The sequence below is a fragment of the Microcoleus sp. PH2017_05_CCC_O_A genome, from assembly GCF_020738785.1.
Classification (GTDB): domain Bacteria; phylum Cyanobacteriota; class Cyanobacteriia; order Cyanobacteriales; family Microcoleaceae; genus Microcoleus.
Map to the genome: position 1 here is coordinate 1 of NZ_JAEQCB010000046.1, position 15849 is coordinate 15849.

The 15849-nt window shown below is 43.7% G+C and carries 17 protein-coding genes and 1 pseudogene; 12 read left to right on the top strand and 6 right to left on the bottom strand.

Annotated features, from left to right (window positions below):
* Both JGK20_RS12360 and JGK20_RS12365 read left to right on the top strand, forming a co-directional pair.
* A pseudogene (locus JGK20_RS12360) lies at positions 1-847 on the top strand (hypothetical protein); the annotation flags it as partial.
* Entirely contained in the window at positions 844-2652 is a 1809-nt protein-coding gene (locus tag JGK20_RS12365) for a HEAT repeat domain-containing protein (RefSeq protein ID WP_366038853.1), read from the top strand. The pseudogene JGK20_RS12360 and the gene JGK20_RS12365, both read left to right, overlap by 4 nt.
* 143 nt (positions 2653-2795) lie before the next feature.
* Here the strand turns inward: JGK20_RS12365 and JGK20_RS12370 are convergent, their stop codons facing one another.
* On the bottom strand, positions 2796-5549 hold the full coding sequence (locus JGK20_RS12370; RefSeq protein ID WP_293230608.1) for a valine--tRNA ligase: 2754 nt from the start codon (positions 5547-5549) through the stop codon (positions 2796-2798).
* 617 nt (positions 5550-6166) lie between these two features.
* Here JGK20_RS12370 and JGK20_RS12375 point away from each other — a divergent pair.
* Both JGK20_RS12375 and JGK20_RS12380 read left to right on the top strand, forming a co-directional pair.
* A complete protein-coding gene (locus JGK20_RS12375) occupies positions 6167-6502 on the top strand; it encodes a hypothetical protein (protein WP_293189288.1) in 336 nt (111 codons plus the stop codon).
* Positions 6495-6725 carry a hypothetical protein gene (locus JGK20_RS12380; protein ID WP_293174342.1) on the top strand — a complete coding sequence of 77 codons (231 nt, stop codon included), beginning with the start codon at positions 6495-6497 and terminating at the stop codon, positions 6723-6725. Before JGK20_RS12375 ends, JGK20_RS12380 begins: the two co-directional genes overlap by 8 nt.
* Before the next feature lie 83 nt (positions 6726-6808).
* Here the strand turns inward: JGK20_RS12380 and JGK20_RS12385 are convergent, their stop codons facing one another.
* The 5 genes from JGK20_RS12385 to JGK20_RS12405 are packed head-to-tail and all read right to left on the bottom strand — an operon-like array spanning position 6809 to position 10846.
* Positions 6809-7483, bottom strand: a complete 675-nt coding sequence (locus JGK20_RS12385) for an ATP-binding cassette domain-containing protein (protein ID WP_293204685.1) — start codon at positions 7481-7483, stop codon at positions 6809-6811.
* A gap of 19 nt (positions 7484-7502) precedes the next feature.
* Positions 7503-8177, bottom strand: coding sequence for an amino acid ABC transporter permease (locus JGK20_RS12390; protein WP_293197163.1), 675 nt, complete (start codon positions 8175-8177; stop codon positions 7503-7505).
* A gap of 7 nt (positions 8178-8184) precedes the next feature.
* Positions 8185-9060 carry a transporter substrate-binding domain-containing protein gene (locus tag JGK20_RS12395; protein WP_293174332.1) on the bottom strand — a complete coding sequence of 292 codons (876 nt, stop codon included), beginning with the start codon at positions 9058-9060 and terminating at the stop codon, positions 8185-8187.
* A gap of 27 nt (positions 9061-9087) precedes the next feature.
* Positions 9088-9777 (bottom strand): iron-containing redox enzyme family protein, encoded by a 690-nt coding sequence (locus tag JGK20_RS12400; RefSeq protein WP_293174329.1) that lies wholly within the window; start codon positions 9775-9777, stop codon positions 9088-9090.
* Between the two features lie 28 nt (positions 9778-9805).
* Positions 9806-10846 (bottom strand): transporter substrate-binding domain-containing protein, encoded by a 1041-nt coding sequence (locus JGK20_RS12405; RefSeq protein WP_293174326.1) that lies wholly within the window; start codon positions 10844-10846, stop codon positions 9806-9808.
* 794 nt (positions 10847-11640) lie between these two features.
* On the opposite strand from JGK20_RS12405, the gene JGK20_RS12410 reads away from it, so the two are divergent.
* From JGK20_RS12410 to JGK20_RS12445, 8 genes are all read left to right on the top strand, one after another.
* A complete protein-coding gene (locus JGK20_RS12410; protein ID WP_293174323.1) occupies positions 11641-11904 on the top strand; it encodes a hypothetical protein in 264 nt (87 codons plus the stop codon).
* A gap of 56 nt (positions 11905-11960) precedes the next feature.
* On the top strand, positions 11961-12392 hold the full coding sequence (locus JGK20_RS12415) for a hypothetical protein (RefSeq protein ID WP_293230612.1): 432 nt from the start codon (positions 11961-11963) through the stop codon (positions 12390-12392).
* A 28-nt stretch (positions 12393-12420) separates the two neighbouring features.
* Positions 12421-12567 carry a hypothetical protein gene (locus tag JGK20_RS12420; RefSeq protein ID WP_293230615.1) on the top strand — a complete coding sequence of 49 codons (147 nt, stop codon included), beginning with the start codon at positions 12421-12423 and terminating at the stop codon, positions 12565-12567.
* Between the two features lies 1 nt (position 12568).
* Complete coding sequence (locus JGK20_RS12425; RefSeq protein WP_293174318.1) at positions 12569-13057, top strand: Mov34/MPN/PAD-1 family protein; 489 nt, start codon at positions 12569-12571, stop codon at positions 13055-13057.
* A gap of 48 nt (positions 13058-13105) precedes the next feature.
* The gene (locus tag JGK20_RS12430) at positions 13106-14047 is read left to right on the top strand and encodes a PLP-dependent cysteine synthase family protein (protein WP_293174315.1); all 942 of its coding nucleotides are present in this window, start codon (positions 13106-13108) and stop codon (positions 14045-14047) included.
* Between the two features lie 72 nt (positions 14048-14119).
* Positions 14120-14857, top strand: a complete 738-nt coding sequence (locus tag JGK20_RS12435) for an alanyl-tRNA editing protein (RefSeq protein ID WP_293174312.1) — start codon at positions 14120-14122, stop codon at positions 14855-14857.
* Positions 14858-15113: 256 nt separating this feature from the next.
* Positions 15114-15449, top strand: a complete 336-nt coding sequence (locus JGK20_RS12440; protein WP_293230618.1) for a hypothetical protein — start codon at positions 15114-15116, stop codon at positions 15447-15449.
* Positions 15442-15816, top strand: coding sequence for a type II toxin-antitoxin system RelE/ParE family toxin (locus JGK20_RS12445; RefSeq protein WP_293230621.1), 375 nt, complete (start codon positions 15442-15444; stop codon positions 15814-15816). Before JGK20_RS12440 ends, JGK20_RS12445 begins: the two co-directional genes overlap by 8 nt.
* Positions 15817-15849: the final 33 nt, after the last annotated feature.

The window sequence follows — 15849 nt, forward strand, 5'->3', positions numbered from 1 at the left end:
GCTGACGAAACCGCAGATGGAAGAGTTTGTGCACAAACATTTGCCACAACATGGGGATTCGCTGCTGCGACAATTGCGCGATCGCCTGCGAGAAATTGCAGAAACGCCGTTACTGTTATGGATGATGTGCGAGGTTTTTGAAAGTACCGGGGAAATTCCCCAAAGTAAGGGCGAGTTGTTTCAGAAGTTCGATCGCCAGTATGACGAATTTAAGGGCGGTGCGTCGGTTTCGGATGATTTTCGGCGGTTCAAGTCAGAGCTTTTGCAGCAGTTGGCTTTTGTGATGTTGCAGGGCGATTTGCAGCAGCCTACGGAGGGTTTTGTGGCAATTTCTCGCGATCGGGCTGAGGAAATTTTGGAGCGTTGGTTGCATCATAGAGGGGTGCTGGATGCGCCAACCAAGGCGAAAGAATGGCTAGAGGATTTGCTGGAACATCATCTGTTGCAGGTGGCGGTAAAGCCGGAGGAAATTGAGTTTCATCACCAATTATTTCAGGAGTATTATGCGGGGCGGGCGTTGCGGAAACTGTTGCTTGAGAGGCATGATGATGTGACGGATGATGAACGGTTACAGCATTTCTATTTAAATTATTTTAAATGGACGGAGCCTCTGGCGTTCATGCTGTCGCTGTTGGCGGATGAGGATCGGGCGGTGCGGGTGGTGCGGCTGGCTTTGGAGGTGGATGTGATGTTGGGAGCGCGGTTGGCGGGGGAGGTGCAGCGAGAATTTCAGAAGTGCACAGTTGGGTTGGTGGATGGGTTGGATGTGCCGGGGTGGTTGAAGGTTGAGCTTTTGGGGGAAGTGCGATCGGATGCGGCGATTCCGGGATTGCTGAAACTCTGCTGAAACTCCTTGAACATTCAGACTGGAAAGTGCGATCTCATGTCGCATATGCGTTAGGTAAAATTGGTTCTGAGATTGCGATTACTGGCTTACTTAAACTTGTTAAAGATTCAGATCATGATGTGCGTAAAAATGCAGTAAGTGCGTTAGAAAAAATTGATACTGAGGCGGCAATTTATGGCTTACTTAAATTCGCTAAAGATTCTGACTCTGATGTTCGTAGTAAGGCGGCAGATGCTTTAGGTAAAATTAGTTCTAAAGCGGCAATTCCTGAATTACTTAAACTAATTAAAGATTCAGATTCTGATGTGCAAAGGAGTGCGGCAGATGCACTAAGTGAAATTGGTTCTGACGAGGCGATTTCTGGTTTACTTAAATTAGTTACAAACTCAGATTCTGATGTGGCTTGGATTGCAGCAGATGTGTTAGGTGAAATTGGTTCTGAGGCTGCTACTATAGGCTTACTTAAATTACTTAAACATTCAGACACTAATGTACGATCAAGCGTGGCATATGCGTTAGGCGAAATCGGTTCTGACGATGCAATTTTGGGCTTAGTCCAACTCGTTCAAGATTCAGATCCAGATGTGCGTTGGATGGTAGCAGATGCGTTATGCGAAATTGGATCAGAGGAAACAATTCCTGGCTTAATTAAACTCCTTCAAGATTTAGATCCGAATGTGCGTGAGATGGCAGCAGATGCGTTAGGTAAAATCGGTTATGAGGCCGAGGCGGCGATTCCTGACTTAATTAAACTCCTTGAAGATTCAGAACCTGATGTGTGTTGGACAGCAGCAGATGCGTTAGGTGAAATCAGTTCCGAAGAGGCGATTCCTGGTTTACTTAAACTCGTCAAACATTCAGACCCGGATGTACGATTAAATGTAATATATGCGTTAGAAAAAATCGGCTCCGAAGAGTCCATTCCGGGCTTACTTCAACTCGTTGAAGATTCAGATACGGATGTACGTTTGATGGCGGGAGATGCGTTAGAAAATATCTGTTATGAGTCGGCAATTTTTAAATTAATTGAACTCGCTGAAGATTCAAGCTCTTATCTGCCTTTGAGTGTGGTAGATATCTTAGGAAAAATCGGTTCTGATCCGACGATTCCGGGATTATTTGAACTTCTTGAAGATCCAGACTCTGATGTGCGAGCGAGTGCGGCAGATGCGATCGCCAATATCGCTAAGCAGCACGCAGAGAAAGTCGTCCCCCATCTCCCCCACCTCCTCACCTTAATTCTCCCCAAATCCGGCAAAGAAGTTCACCGCCTCATCCTCGCCATCCAAGCCGCCTGCAAATACTACAACTACTCGATTCGTCAGTTGTCCCTAACACCGGAAATTGGCAAGCATCCGGCGAATGCTTCTGCTAGCATATACAACATACAATCTGTCGAGAAACTTATGTCAAACGAACCACCTATCTTCAACCAACAAAATGCCACCATCGGCGTTAACTATGCCGCTGAAAACAGCAATCCCAAGATTATTCAAAAAGTCGAAGCCGCCCAGGAATCCTCTCCTGAAGCTGCACTGAATGCAGTGGTGCAAATCATTCAGGCATTAGAAAAAAAGTATACCTACGTGCAAGACGAACAACAAGCACGTCATATTATTGATGCAGAATTTAAGGAAATCAAAGAGCAAAAACCCATCGAGTGGCAAAACCTAATCAGCCTCAAACGGCTTTACAATGGTGGCAAAAATGCAGCAGTGAAAGTTGGTGAACACTTCGCCGAATCAAACCCCTGGGGTAAAGGAATTGTTGCTTTCATTGAAGGCGTATCCGAAGACGTGAATTAGCCCTAGGAATTACGCACGGGAGCTCAGAAACCGGGTTTTTTACGAAGATACTTCGTTGTTATGCAGAGATTCGGTAAAAACCCGGTTTCTCACCCCACCCGCCACTACTGTCAACTGCCAACTGCCAACTGACTAATGACTCCTTAAAACAACTTTAGCCGATCGCGCAAAATCTCAGCTTGTTTTTCCGATTCCGCCAAAGCATCCCTCGCGCCCTGAACCACATCAGGAGTAGCCTTATCCACAAACTTCTGATTAGTCAAACGCGCCGCCGTATGCTTAATTTCAGCTTCCACCTTGGCCAGCTTCTTCTCCAACTTACCACGCAAAGCCGCTAAATCGACCACACCAGCCAGAGGAATCAAGACTTGGACAGTACCAACAACCCCAGCAATTGTCTGTCCCAAATCTGCGTCTAAATTAGCTGTCACCGTCAGATTTTCGACTTTCGCCAAATCCTGAATGTAAACGCCTCCATCCAAGAGAATTTGGCGTTCCTTTTCATTTTCGCTTTGCAAAATCGCCGTCACCTTCACACTCGGTTTGATATCAGAATCTGCCCGCAAATTGCGAATAGTGCGAATTGTCCCAAACAACAAATCAAACTGGTGTTCTAATTCTGGATCGATTAGCGATGTGTCAGGTTCAGGATAAGCTTGCAAAGCCAAACAATCACCATCACCCGTTTGAGTCAGAGTGTGCCAAATTTCCTCAGTAATGTGCGGCATAAAAGGATGCAGCAATTTCAGAATGCCTTCCAAAACAAAAGCAAAAGTTTGCTGTGCAACTTTCTTAGAATTTGGTTCAGCATCCTGCTGCAAGCGAGACTTGACTAACTCAATATACCAGTCGCAAAAATCGCCCCAAATAAATTCGTAAAGCCCCTTCGCTGCTTCTCCCAAACCGTAATTTTCTAAACAAGTGCGACTTTGTTGTACAACTTGATAATAGCGAGAAAGAATCCAGCGATCGCACAATTCCAACCCTTCTTCACTCCCCCCCTTAGCAAGGGGGGGCTGGGGGGGGTAAGGACTTCCCAACTGCTGTGGAGTTTGTCCTTCCAGATTCATCATCACAAACCGGGCGGCATTCCACAACTTATTCGTGAAATTCCGGGAAGTCTCGACTGATTTAGATTCATCAGTTTTGCGATCGTACTCCATGCGAATATTCTGCCCGGCCCCAATCACTTCCTTAACCAAAGTGTAGCGCAAAGCATCAGTCCCGTACTTCGCAATCAACAGCAGCGGGTCAATACCATTGTTTTTACTCTTAGACATTTTGTGGCCGTTTTCATCCAACACCAAACCGTGAATGTAAACAGTCTCAAAAGGCATCTTTCCCGTAAAATGTCCAGCCATCATCGTCATTCTAGCAACCCAGAAAAAGATGATATCAAAACCAGTCACCAAAGTAGTTGTCGGATAGTAAAAATCCAAATCCTTAGTTTCATCCGGCCAGCCCAGAGTTGAAAAAGGCCACAATCCCGACGAAAACCAAGTATCCAATACATCTGGATCTCTTACTAGCTGGACATCTGTGCCAAACTTAGCCTCCGCTTTTTCCCTCGCCTCAGCTTCAGTTTTCGCCACCACAAACGGCGTTGTATCAGTAATCTCGCCGTGAGTTTCGCTAACAGCATACCAAGCCGGGATTTGGTGTCCCCACCACAATTGTCTGGAGATACACCAATCTTTTAGCTTCACCAACCAATCGCGATAAACCTTTGTCCATCTTTCAGGAACAAAGACAGGTGAATTATTTTGATCTAAGGCTTCCAAAGCGCGCTGAGACAGAGGATCGATTTTCACAAACCATTGAGTAGATAGCAACGGTTCGACAGGAACTTTGCCGCGTTCGCTGTAGGGAACTGTATGTTTGTAATCTTCAATTTTTACCAAAACTCCGTCTGTTTCTAACCGCTTTATCACATTCTTGCGGGCAACAAATCGGTCTTGTCCCTGGAACTCTCCGGCATTTTCATTTAAAGTGCCGTCTTTATTCATGATATTGATAAACGGCAAATTGTGGCGCTTACCCATCTCGAAGTCATTCGGATCGTGGGCGGGAGTCACTTTCACGCAACCTGTTCCGAAAGTCGCGTCAACTAATTCATCGGCAAAAATTGGAATTTCGCGATTTATAATTGGCAAAGTGACAGTTTTACCGATAAGATGCTTATAGCGATCGTCCTCTGGATTCACAGCAACGCCAGTATCGCCCAACATCGTCTCCGGCCGAGTCGTCGCCACCTCCAAATAACCCGAACCATCCGTCAAAGGATAGCGGAAATGCCACAAATGCCCCTCAACTTCCTGCTGGTCAACCTCCAAATCAGACACAGCAGACTGACTCGCCGGACACCAATTCACCAAGTAATTGCCGCGATAAATCAGCCCCTCATCGTAGAGGCGGACAAAAGCTTCTAAAACCGCAGCGGATAAGCCTTCATCCATCGTAAAGCGTTCCCGCGACCAATCGACAGACACGCCCAAACTGCGGAGTTGATTAGTAATAGTATTGCCAGACTCAGCTTTCCATTCCCAAGCCCGTTCTAAGAATTTTTCTCGACCTAAATCGTGGCGAGTTTTGCCTTGTGCTTTGAGTTGTTTTTCGAGAATAGTTTGAACTGCGATACTAGCATGATCCGTTCCCGGCAACCACAGGGTATTGCGTCCAGTCATGCGGTGATAGCGGACGAGGACATCAATTAGGGTTTCTTCAAAGGCGTGTCCCATGTGGAGGCTGCCGGTCACGTTGGGCGGCGGAATGACGACGCAGTAGGGTTCGCCGCCGCCTTCTGGGTCAGCTTTGAAGGTTTGGTTGTCTTCCCAGTATTTTTGCCACTTGGTTTCGGTGGCTTTGGGGTCGTATTGGGGTGGTAGGTTTGCGGTCATGGTGGCTTCAGGGTTTGATCTTATCGGGAAATTGGGTTTAAAACCCCGTTCTTCTAGGATGGCTTTAATTTCTTAAATCCATTCCTAAAAATCCAAAACTTGTTTGTATTTCTAGTATACTAGAATAGTCAAGGTTAAATTCCTTTGCCATCGTGAAACAGTTAAGACACACTTTTAGGCATAAATTGTTGGACGCAGAGCAGCGAAAACTCTTAAAACAGCTAGAGAATCAACGCATTCTATGAACCAGAAAGCAAATAATTTAGTTCATTTGTTAAGTAGGGTAGGGCATACCCGAACTCTAGGTTAATATCCTAGTACGCTTTTGGAGATAGACCCTCTGGGGTGGCTGTGAGTTAAGCTCGTCAATTGGTACTTTTGTACGGTTGAAAAGTTTAAAAATTGCCGAAAGGACATAGCGCTTAAAGGTCAGTCGATGAATTAAGAATCCCCACGCCTTGACTGCTGGGGAGTGTCAATTATGATTGTGCCACAGAATAGGGAGGAGAAGAGATTTGAACCGCATCAGTGCCAGAAAAAGCAGAGGGAAGAGCGATATTCAAGGCGGGGCGGGTTTACGTTAAAATGAAGGTAAAATTAAAAGGTTTGATGGCATTATGAATGTAGCAGCACTTCGACATCAAATCGATCGATGGCTCGATCGACTCTCTCCAGAAAATCTGGCATTAGTTGCGAGTTTTATAGAGTTTCTCAGCCAAAAGCAACGTCAGGGGATAATCATTTCGCAAAATAATCTGCCAGAGGTTTTCTCAGCAGAAATCCAAGAGATGCCGACTGCTAATTCTTTTAGTATTCCAGAACCCTCAGAAATTGACGGAGAGGGCCAATCTAAAGCAGCGCTTCTACAAGATTTTCGGCAAGCTTGGCACGAAGCCATGAGTGGGCAAACCATTTCGGTTGCTCAAATGTGGGAAGGAATTGAGAATGACTGACTTGCCGTTAATTCAAGTTATAGTTTCGCGAACCTTCAACCGCAATTTACGCACTCTTTCAAAAAAATACCGCAGCATTCGCAATGATATTCAACCCGTTATCGAACAACTCACACAGGGAGAACTGCCAGGAGATCGAATTGCTGGAGTGGGTTATGCAGTCTTCAAGTTGAGAGTCCGAAATAGCGACACTCAAATATTTTCCGAGTTCAAAGATGCTTGAATAATGTAGTCTTTAATTTCTGCCTCCATCTCAAAAATTTCTGTCATTATGCTTTGACTCAATTCGCTTTCTCCAACTAATCCCTAATTATATTTCTCTTTGATCCAGATGCGATCGCCAAAACGCAGAACATAAGACCAGATCGCAGAAGGTAGCTCGGAATGCGTCACCCAAATGACAGATGTACCTGCTTCAATAATTTTTTCAACAATGCCTACAACTTTATAAGCTGTTTCAGGATCTAAATTTGCTGTAATTTCATCGAGTAGCAGGAGTTGAGGAGAGTGTACCAGCGCACGGGCAAATGCTGCCCGTTGCCGTTGTCCTCCTGATAGTTGATTGGGGTACTCATTCGCTTTATCTTCAATCCCAAGCTGAGCTAACTGATGCTTGGCAGCTTCATCTGCTAGCTTTTTACGTTTACCGTTACGCAACCAAAGGGGTAGTGCTACGTTTTCTAGAACAGTCATGTGCGACCAGAGGTATAGTTGTTGAAAAACCATGCCAATTTCTAGCCGACTGTTTGTCCGATCGAGATGACCGGGTTTGGAAACAACTCTGCCATTAAAAATAATTCGACCTCGATCGATCGATTCTAGCAACGCAATGCAGCGCAACAGGGTAGTTTTCCCGCAGCCACTTTTGCCTTGAATCAGCATACTCTCACCTTTTTCTAGCGAGAAGCTGACATTCTCTAGAATATTGGCATTATTAAACCGTTTGCCCAGATTTTCGATGCTTAGGAATGAACTTTGCATTGTAGGATTGAGAGCTTGCTTATATTGTCTCCGTACCACCCAGTTCTTTGACTTGCTGTACCCGTCTTAGTAGGAGGTTGAGGGGAACAACGGTAGCGATGAACATCACGGCAACCGTTGAATAAATCTCGATCGGGCGGTAGGTTTGAGCAATGATTGAATTGGCTGTATGAAGGATTTCTGGCACAGCAATTACTGATGCCAGGGTAGAGAATTTGTAGGTGGTGATGTACTGTCCCATGAGGGGCAGCCAGGACTTGCGAAAAACTTGGGGAATTAGGATATAGCGAATCGTTTCTAAGCGAGTCATACCCGTGCAGTAGGCAACCTCGATTTCTCCAGGGGGGATGGAGTTAATCCCACCCCGGATGATATCTGCAACAAAGGCAGCGAGGCTCAAACCTAGCCCCAACACGGCACAGCTTTGCCCGTCCAGGATAAAGCCGGGGATGAGTAGAGGCAGACTGTAGTAAAGCCAAACGAGTAGGACTAAGGCGGGGAGTGCGAGGAAAAGTTCGATGAAGAATTTGGCGAACCCAGAAATGAGTCGGGAGGATGTGAGGGAAAGCACCCCGACTAACACGCCGACGATCGTTCCAAGAGCAATACTACCAAGACTAATCCCGATCGTGGTTAGTAAGGCAAAGCACAAGGGTAACAGGTTATTCCAGATGATGGAAAAGTTCCAGTTCATTGATGAATTACGACTTGGTAAATTCCCAAACTTTCTTGATGTGCAACCAGTTTGCACCTGCTTTTTGTTCCCACTCCCGCAGGCGACCTTGGTAATCTAAAGATTCTAGGCTGCTGTTGAGGAAGTTCAACATTTCGGTGTCGCCCTTACGCACTGCCCAGGAGACAGGAGTGAGGTTATAGGGGGCTTTGGCAAAAAGGTCTTTGACTTGGGGGTTGGCTTTGGCAAACTGGGAGGTAACATAGGCATCACCGAGGGCAATATTGGCGCGACCTGCCACAACAGCTTGGAAGGCAAGGGATTGGTCGCCACCAGAGAAGCGGGTGATTTTGGCTTTCTTGAAGTTGGCTTTGGCATATTCGTCGCCAGCTTCGCCTTGGGTGACAGCAACGGTGACTCCGGGTTGGTCGATGCTTTCCAGGGTTGTGAAGCGGGTTTCGTCGGCTTTAGTGATGGCGCTGTTGCCTGCGTAGAAGAGGGGATTGGTGAAGTAGACGGATAAGGCTCTGGGGACGGTGACGAAGGTGGGGACGATCGAAACATCAAACCGACGGGAGTCCAGCCCGGTAGCAAAGCCTGACCAATCGGTTTCGATGAATTCGGGAGTCCAGTTGTTGAGCCGCGCAATTTCTTTGATTGTATCTACTAAATGCCCGCCCAATTCTCCAGTGGTTTGGTTTTTGGTGATGGTTGGCGGAAAGACGAGATAGGCGACTTTGATTTTGCTACTGGCTGCGATTTGCCCCAAGGTTGACGTGCTGGTGGTATTTGGACTGGTTTGTTGTGCAGAATTTTTTGTGCATGAAGCCAAGCTGACCAAGAAGACTATTGCTAGTGAAATGGCGATCGTAAACCATCTCTTTCTAAAAGTTTTAATGCCCATTGTGTTCCTCCAAAGGAATCAAAATTTTTAAATACAGCAATCTGTTGTTTTGTCTTGTAAGTGCGCTATTAATCCACGCCACATTTCAGTTTGTGTCTGAAAAACAAATTCTTTTGCCCGATTGAAGGCACTTTCTCCGCCTTCTTGTTTTCTAAGCCAAGCTACAACATCTTCAAACATTTCAAAGTGGTTGGCGACAGCATGAAGCTGAAAGAAACGTAGCCCTTGCTGTGAGACATCTGCTTGTTTCACAACCCGTAGTAGTAGTTGGTAGTCGGGGATGTCAAAAGCTTCATAGATTGCGATAGTAAACAGGGCTTCTGCAAGGGGCGCTTGCCGACAGTAGGTTTGCAGCGCCCGATTAAACAGGGAGGCAAATGCAGGTTCCTTTAGAGAATCTTCTTCCCGAGCGCCAACGGAAGCTAAAAAATCTCGGTACAACTGGTTGTGGCTCTGCCCACTTTTTCCGCCCAATTCTTCGTACAGATTTTTCGCTATTCCCTCCCACAAAAATTCATTGGTGCAGCACCGCTCACCCACAATAAAGTTGAGGTGGCAGAAGTCATAGCGGATAAAGTGAAAAGCTTCAGCAAATTGCTTTAAGCCCTCAATATTACTTGTAATATCACACAGAGATTTTTCCACCGCCAATTCTTTGAGAATTCGTTCTTCGTCATTAATTATTTGTTCTGCTAACAGACTAAATGAAATTTTCACAATTTGACTAGCTCCTTGCACTGATGATTTATGAAACTTGATTAACCAACTTCAAAACAGCATTAACAGAGGCGGTTAATTGTTCTTCATTTGGGTGAAAAGCAAATGCTGGATACAATTCCAAATCCTTCACACATCTTATATTGAGAACTTGCCAGTTATTCTCATCAGCTACACTTTTACAAAGAACGTGGTCAGAGCATAGAATAGGAATCACATCACTTTCCTTGGACTCAAAGGCTTTCATATAACTAAAAGCTTTTGCTTTGTCTGCAAATGCCTCTCGCTCGTAATAATTACCGAGCATACTGACTACCCAATCTCCGATCTCATTTTCTATGTAAACCAACCGAACACGTTTATGTGGTAAATCTTCTAGAAAGTCTGCATCAATTTCTATTGGTAGAGTAACTGCGGTCAGTTTAAGTTTTCCCCCTGAATACCACGGATCAGATAAGCGGTAATCAAAAAATCTGCCTGGTGCAGCCAGCATGAAAGGGGCAATTCCATGAACTTTACGTTCAGCAATTGCAAGAGGCATTTCTTGCCAAGTTAAGTATTGCCATTCTGTGTCTATCCCAAGCAAATCACCTACTCTTTCAGCGCAGTCAATGGCAATACCAATAGGCTTTTCTCCATACCTTTCCGGAGGCTCTGCCCAATTTGGATAAACAAGAGTATACCCAAGTTTCCATGAGCGATTATGAGCTATTTCTTGCCAGCTAGAATCAACTACCTTTCCCCGAATACTGGCGCTGTACCCTGCCGCTTCAAGCAGTTCATTCAACAAGCCATCAATCGTATCAGAAACTGGAAAGGGATTATGAGGAAGATTCTGATAGACTTCATCTAAGCGACGACCTAAAAATACTGCAATACGATTAACAATTGCTTTTGACGGAACGTTTTCGCCCCTTGCCCACCGATAGAACTGAGCTTCCCCAACCTGGATTTCAGCCATGAATTGCTGCTTTGTCCAGTTTGCTTTGGCAAGATAGCCTTCCACAACCTGAACAAATTTTGACTGAGACCCGGTATCTTCAGAACGAGTGCGTTTTGGGCGTGCCATTGAGATTATTTACTCTCCTTTTTTTTCTGAGACCAATAGACTCGCAATAAAGCTGACTTGCTGCGAGGTGCTAGTTGCCCTGCTTGCATTTCAGAGGTCAAGCTCGGCTGGCAAGCTTGAGGTCGTTGCAGCTAGCTGTATGCTAAGCCCACAAAAGTTTACACCATATAGCTAGCCTTTGAGCATCACAACTGTAAGTTTTGACGATCTTGATAAGACAGATTCATTTGCCATCTGCCCCAATCCTAACAGACATACGCTCGATCGTCATGAGTGGATGCCGTACCTAAGATAATTAAACATACTCATTTTGCAAAATCCGGAAATCGTGAAACGATAGTCTTCCTTGCCAGACTGATTGACATATAAGACTTTTCCTTTGTCCCAGAGGTGCGGGAAACCTAACCTATTAGGTCTACCCACTCGATCGGGACTTACGAAAAGAGTCTTTTACACTATCTGTAGAGTACGCAGTGCATACTCTACAGATAGAGTTTATGTGTAAGTCCTATCTATAAAAGGGTGCGGAGCAACACAAGAGTAATGGCTCAGCAGCCCTCCAGAGTGGCTTTACGCCAAGATTTGGTCATTCCAGGGAACGTCTTGGAAGGCTTCTGCAAGAGCGATCGACTGCTAAATTATATTAAAGATAGTCGTGATTGTCGTGAAACGCAAAAAATATTTGCAAAATATGTTGACAAGAGCAGGCGCGAGCAGTAAAGTGTAAATAACAAACGAAAAGAGTCCTGCCTCGGCAGAACTCTTCTGAAATAAACTTTCCCTCTAAGATTACTATGAAACTTGAAGCTCTGACAAGTGCTGCCGCTTCAGATGTAGGCTATTGGGCTGTTCGCGATCGCCTACCCGAAGAACAGGTCATTCTAGATCCCAATACCCTACTGGAACCGCCTGCTCCAGAAAATCCAAAGAGACTCGCGATCGTGGTCGATCGCACCCTAGAGTCTGGACTAATAGCCAATGCTGTCGCGATCGTCTCAGGCGGCTTGCAATGTGAAGCCTTTGGCTCCCCAATTCCTGATGCTCATGGGAATCTTTAGCCTGCAAGTCTCTGGAATTCAGTAGCTCTGATTACTCTTCTTGTGAGGTTCACTGTATGTTGCTCACTTTTAGTCGTCTCGATCGTCAAATCAGTCAAGTAATCGAGGGTCTCTTGCAATCCCATTTATCAGAAAGCTCTATCAGCGAACTTAAAACTCGGGAGATTATTGATCAAGTAAACGATCGAATTTACGATGACTTGATCTGCTTTTCTAATAAAGATCCAGCGGCGAAAAAATCGCCTGAGTATATTTTTGAGAGTTATCTCTCTTTTCAAGCTCTCATGTATTATCGAGTAGCCAATGCCTTATATTATAGTTGTCACAGTAATGGAAATGAGATAACCCATCTAAAAATCGTTGCGCGAAGGATATCCGAGCAAGCCAAAGCTAAAAGTGGAGTTGAAATTCATCCAGCAGCCACAATTGGTCGTAGATGTATTATAGATCACGGCTATGGTACTGTGATTGGCTGGAAATCAATATAGTAAAAGGCATCCAACGTTAGGAAATCGTGTGGAAGTAGGTGGATGTGTCAGGATTTTTGGTGCGGTGACAATTGGTGACGACGTAAAAATTTCTCCTTATATTGTCATCACCGAAGATATCCCTGCTAATTCTAAAGTATTGCTACGAACAACCAATCAAATTATCAAGAAATAAAATGAAGGCTATCTACATACAAGGTCAATCTCTACGTTCAGAAATAGAAAAAAATATTTCTGAGGAGCTGCTTGAAAAAGTTTACTATTTTGCCCGCCAAAGTTATCCAGATGAATGCTGTGGGTTAATTCTTGAAAAGGGCATCAGATCTTGCAAAAACATTCAAAATCAATTACATCAATCAGATCCAGTAACTTATCCCAGGAGCGCAAGAGAAGGGTTTGTTTTTTCATCAGAAGATTCCTTGTTCTTAAGCAGAAATATTGCTTCAGTCAATCCAGTCAAGGCAATCTATCATTCTCATCCTGATGTAGGAGCTTATTTCAGCAATGAAGACAAAAAAAATGCTCTATTTGATGGCAAGCCAATTTATCCAGTAGATCACCTGATAATTGATATACAAAGAGATGAAATTATCTGTTCTAAACTATTCAGATTTATTGCAGAAGATTATCAGTTAATTGCTGTTTTTCCTGGTAGAAAGATCTGAGAAGATACTCAAAAAAAGATTGCAAAACACAAAACAGTGATACTAATTATGATTTACAACTCAATTTTAGAGACAATTGGTCAAACTCCAGTGATTAAGCTTCAAAAAATAATTGATAAATCCCTTGATTCAAAGTTTGCCATTTATATAAAAAATGAAACGTTTAATCCTGGAGGTAGCCACAAAACTAGAATTGCCTTTAATATGATTAAAGATGCCGAAAAACAAGGGATTCTCAAACCAAATACAGGACAAACAATTCTCGAACCAACTGGAGGAAATACAGGAATGGGAATTGCTATAGCTGCTGCTATCCTCGGCTACAATGTGATCTTAGTTATTCCTGATAACTATAGCTCACAAAAACAAAAATCATTAAAAGCGTTAGGAGCAAAAATTATCCTTTCTGATAGTCGTAAAGGAGGTAATTCACATGGTGAGCTAGCAATGGAAATTCAGATTGAAAATCCTGAGTATGTGATGCTAAATCAAGGTCAAAATCCAGCAAATCCAGAAATTCATCGATTAACAACAGCTCCAGAAATTCTGGAAGACTTTCAAAATGAAACAATTGATTATTTTATTGCCAGTATTGGTACTGGAGGTCACATTACAGGAATAGGAGAAATTCTCAAAAAAGAAAAACCAAAGGTAACAATTATAGGAGTTCAACCAGACGGCTGCGAGCTTCTAGAAAATAAATTTTTTCCTCACAATATTCAAGGTCTTGCTGTTGGCATTATCCCCAAAGTATTGAATGTTAATATCATAGATCGAATGATTTCTGTAACATTTGAAGAGTCATTACAAATGATGAAAAATCTGAGCGTAAAAGAAGGCTTGTCAGTAGGTATTTCTTCTGGAGCTAATGTCGCCGCTGCTTTAAAAGTTGTTGAGGAAGTTCAGCAAAAGAAACAGCTACATCACAAAGTCAATATTCTGACGATGGCTTATGACTCAGCTATTGATTACTTAGATCTTTTTGATTGATTTTTTGATGACATCAAGCTTTGTTGCTCAGTTTTGAGTAAACTGTGAACTTTCCAAAATAAGGAGATTGAAATGACGATTTTTATTCTTAACAGTCCAGAAAAACTACCCCCAACTCAGAAGTTGTGGATTGATGAACCCTATCAGACTGAATGTGAAGCTACCGTGCTGCATACACAAGATGATTTGCTGGTAACAGATCGAACTATATTTTATGCAGAATCAGGAGGGCAAGTACCTGACAAAGGCTTTATTGACGATGTAGCTATCATTGACGTACAAAAGCAACCCGGAAAACCTATCTATATAAACCGTCCAGATGTCGAAGTTCCGATGGTACAGATTGATACTGTGGTGGTTCATAAACTAGATAGTCCTTCCCCTTTTATCGTAGGACAAAAAGTGCATATGAAGATTGATTGGGATTATCGATACAAGCTAATGCGTTACCACAGTGCAACTCACTTTGTTTTACACGCCCTTGAAGAAATCTATGGTCATCAAGAAAAGCTATATATCAAAGGTTGCTATATATATGAACAGAGTGCCCGTTTAGACTACGCTAATAAACTCAATCCTGAACTGATTCCAAAAGTGTCTACTTTAGCTAATAATTTGATTGCTCAAGGCGATGAAATTTTGATGGAGTCAGATCCTAGTACAAAAGATATCTCTTACTGGCGTTATGGTGATATCATTATTCCTTGTGGTGGGACTCATGTAAGTAGTGCCAAAGAAGTGGGTGCCGTTTCTTTGAAGCGTAAAAGTCATGGTAAAAATCTCGATCGAATTTACATTTCTCTATGTTAAAAAGTTGGAGCGAGTTAAAATCTCTTTGGCACATAAACTGAATGTCACTCAAATCCAACTTCTACCGAAACCCTGACATTACTTGCGATTCAAAGAGGGCGATTAACAATCGCCCCTATTGGTTGAACCATCCGGGTCAATTTCCACCAAGGTTCCCGTTCCAATAGCCGTCAACTGAATGTACCGCTCGGCAATCGCATCACTACCTTTATACTTACGTTAAAATGAAGGTAAAATTAACAGGCATGATGGCATTATGAATGTAGCGGCACTTCGACATCAAATCGATCGATGGCTCGATCGACTCTCTCCAGAACATCTGGCATTAGTTGCGAGTTTTATAGAGTTTCTAAGCCAAAAGCAACGTCAGGGGGTCATCATTTCGCAAAATAATCTGGCAGAGGTTTTCTCAGCAGAAATCCAAGAGATGCCTGCTGCTAATTCTTTTAGTATTCCAGAACCCTCAGAAATTGACGGGGAGGGCCAATCTAAAGCAGCGCTTCTACAAGATTTTCGGCAGGCTTGGCACGAAGCCATGACTGGGCAAAGCATTCCGGTTGCTCAAATGTGGGAAGGAATTGAAAATGACTGACTTGCCCTTAATTCAAGTTATAGTTTCGCCAACCTTCAATCACAATTTACGCACTCTTGCAAAAAAATACCGCAGCATTCGCAATGATATTCAACCCATTATCGAACAACTCACACGGGGAGAACTGCCAGGAGATCGAATTGCTGGAGTGGGTTATGCAGTCTTCAAGTTGAGAGTCCGAAATAGCGACACTCAAAAAGGTAAAAGTGGTGGATACCGTTTAATTTACTACGTCCAAACAGCAACGGGAATCATTTTGCTGACCGTTTACACCAAATCCGAACAAGTCGATATTGCAGCAGAAGATATTCAAAACATTATTACAGAATACCAGCAGCAGCAGATCGAAGATCGAGAGGATATCTAAGAGTTGGGGAATCTTGCGCCGTAGAAGATGAGG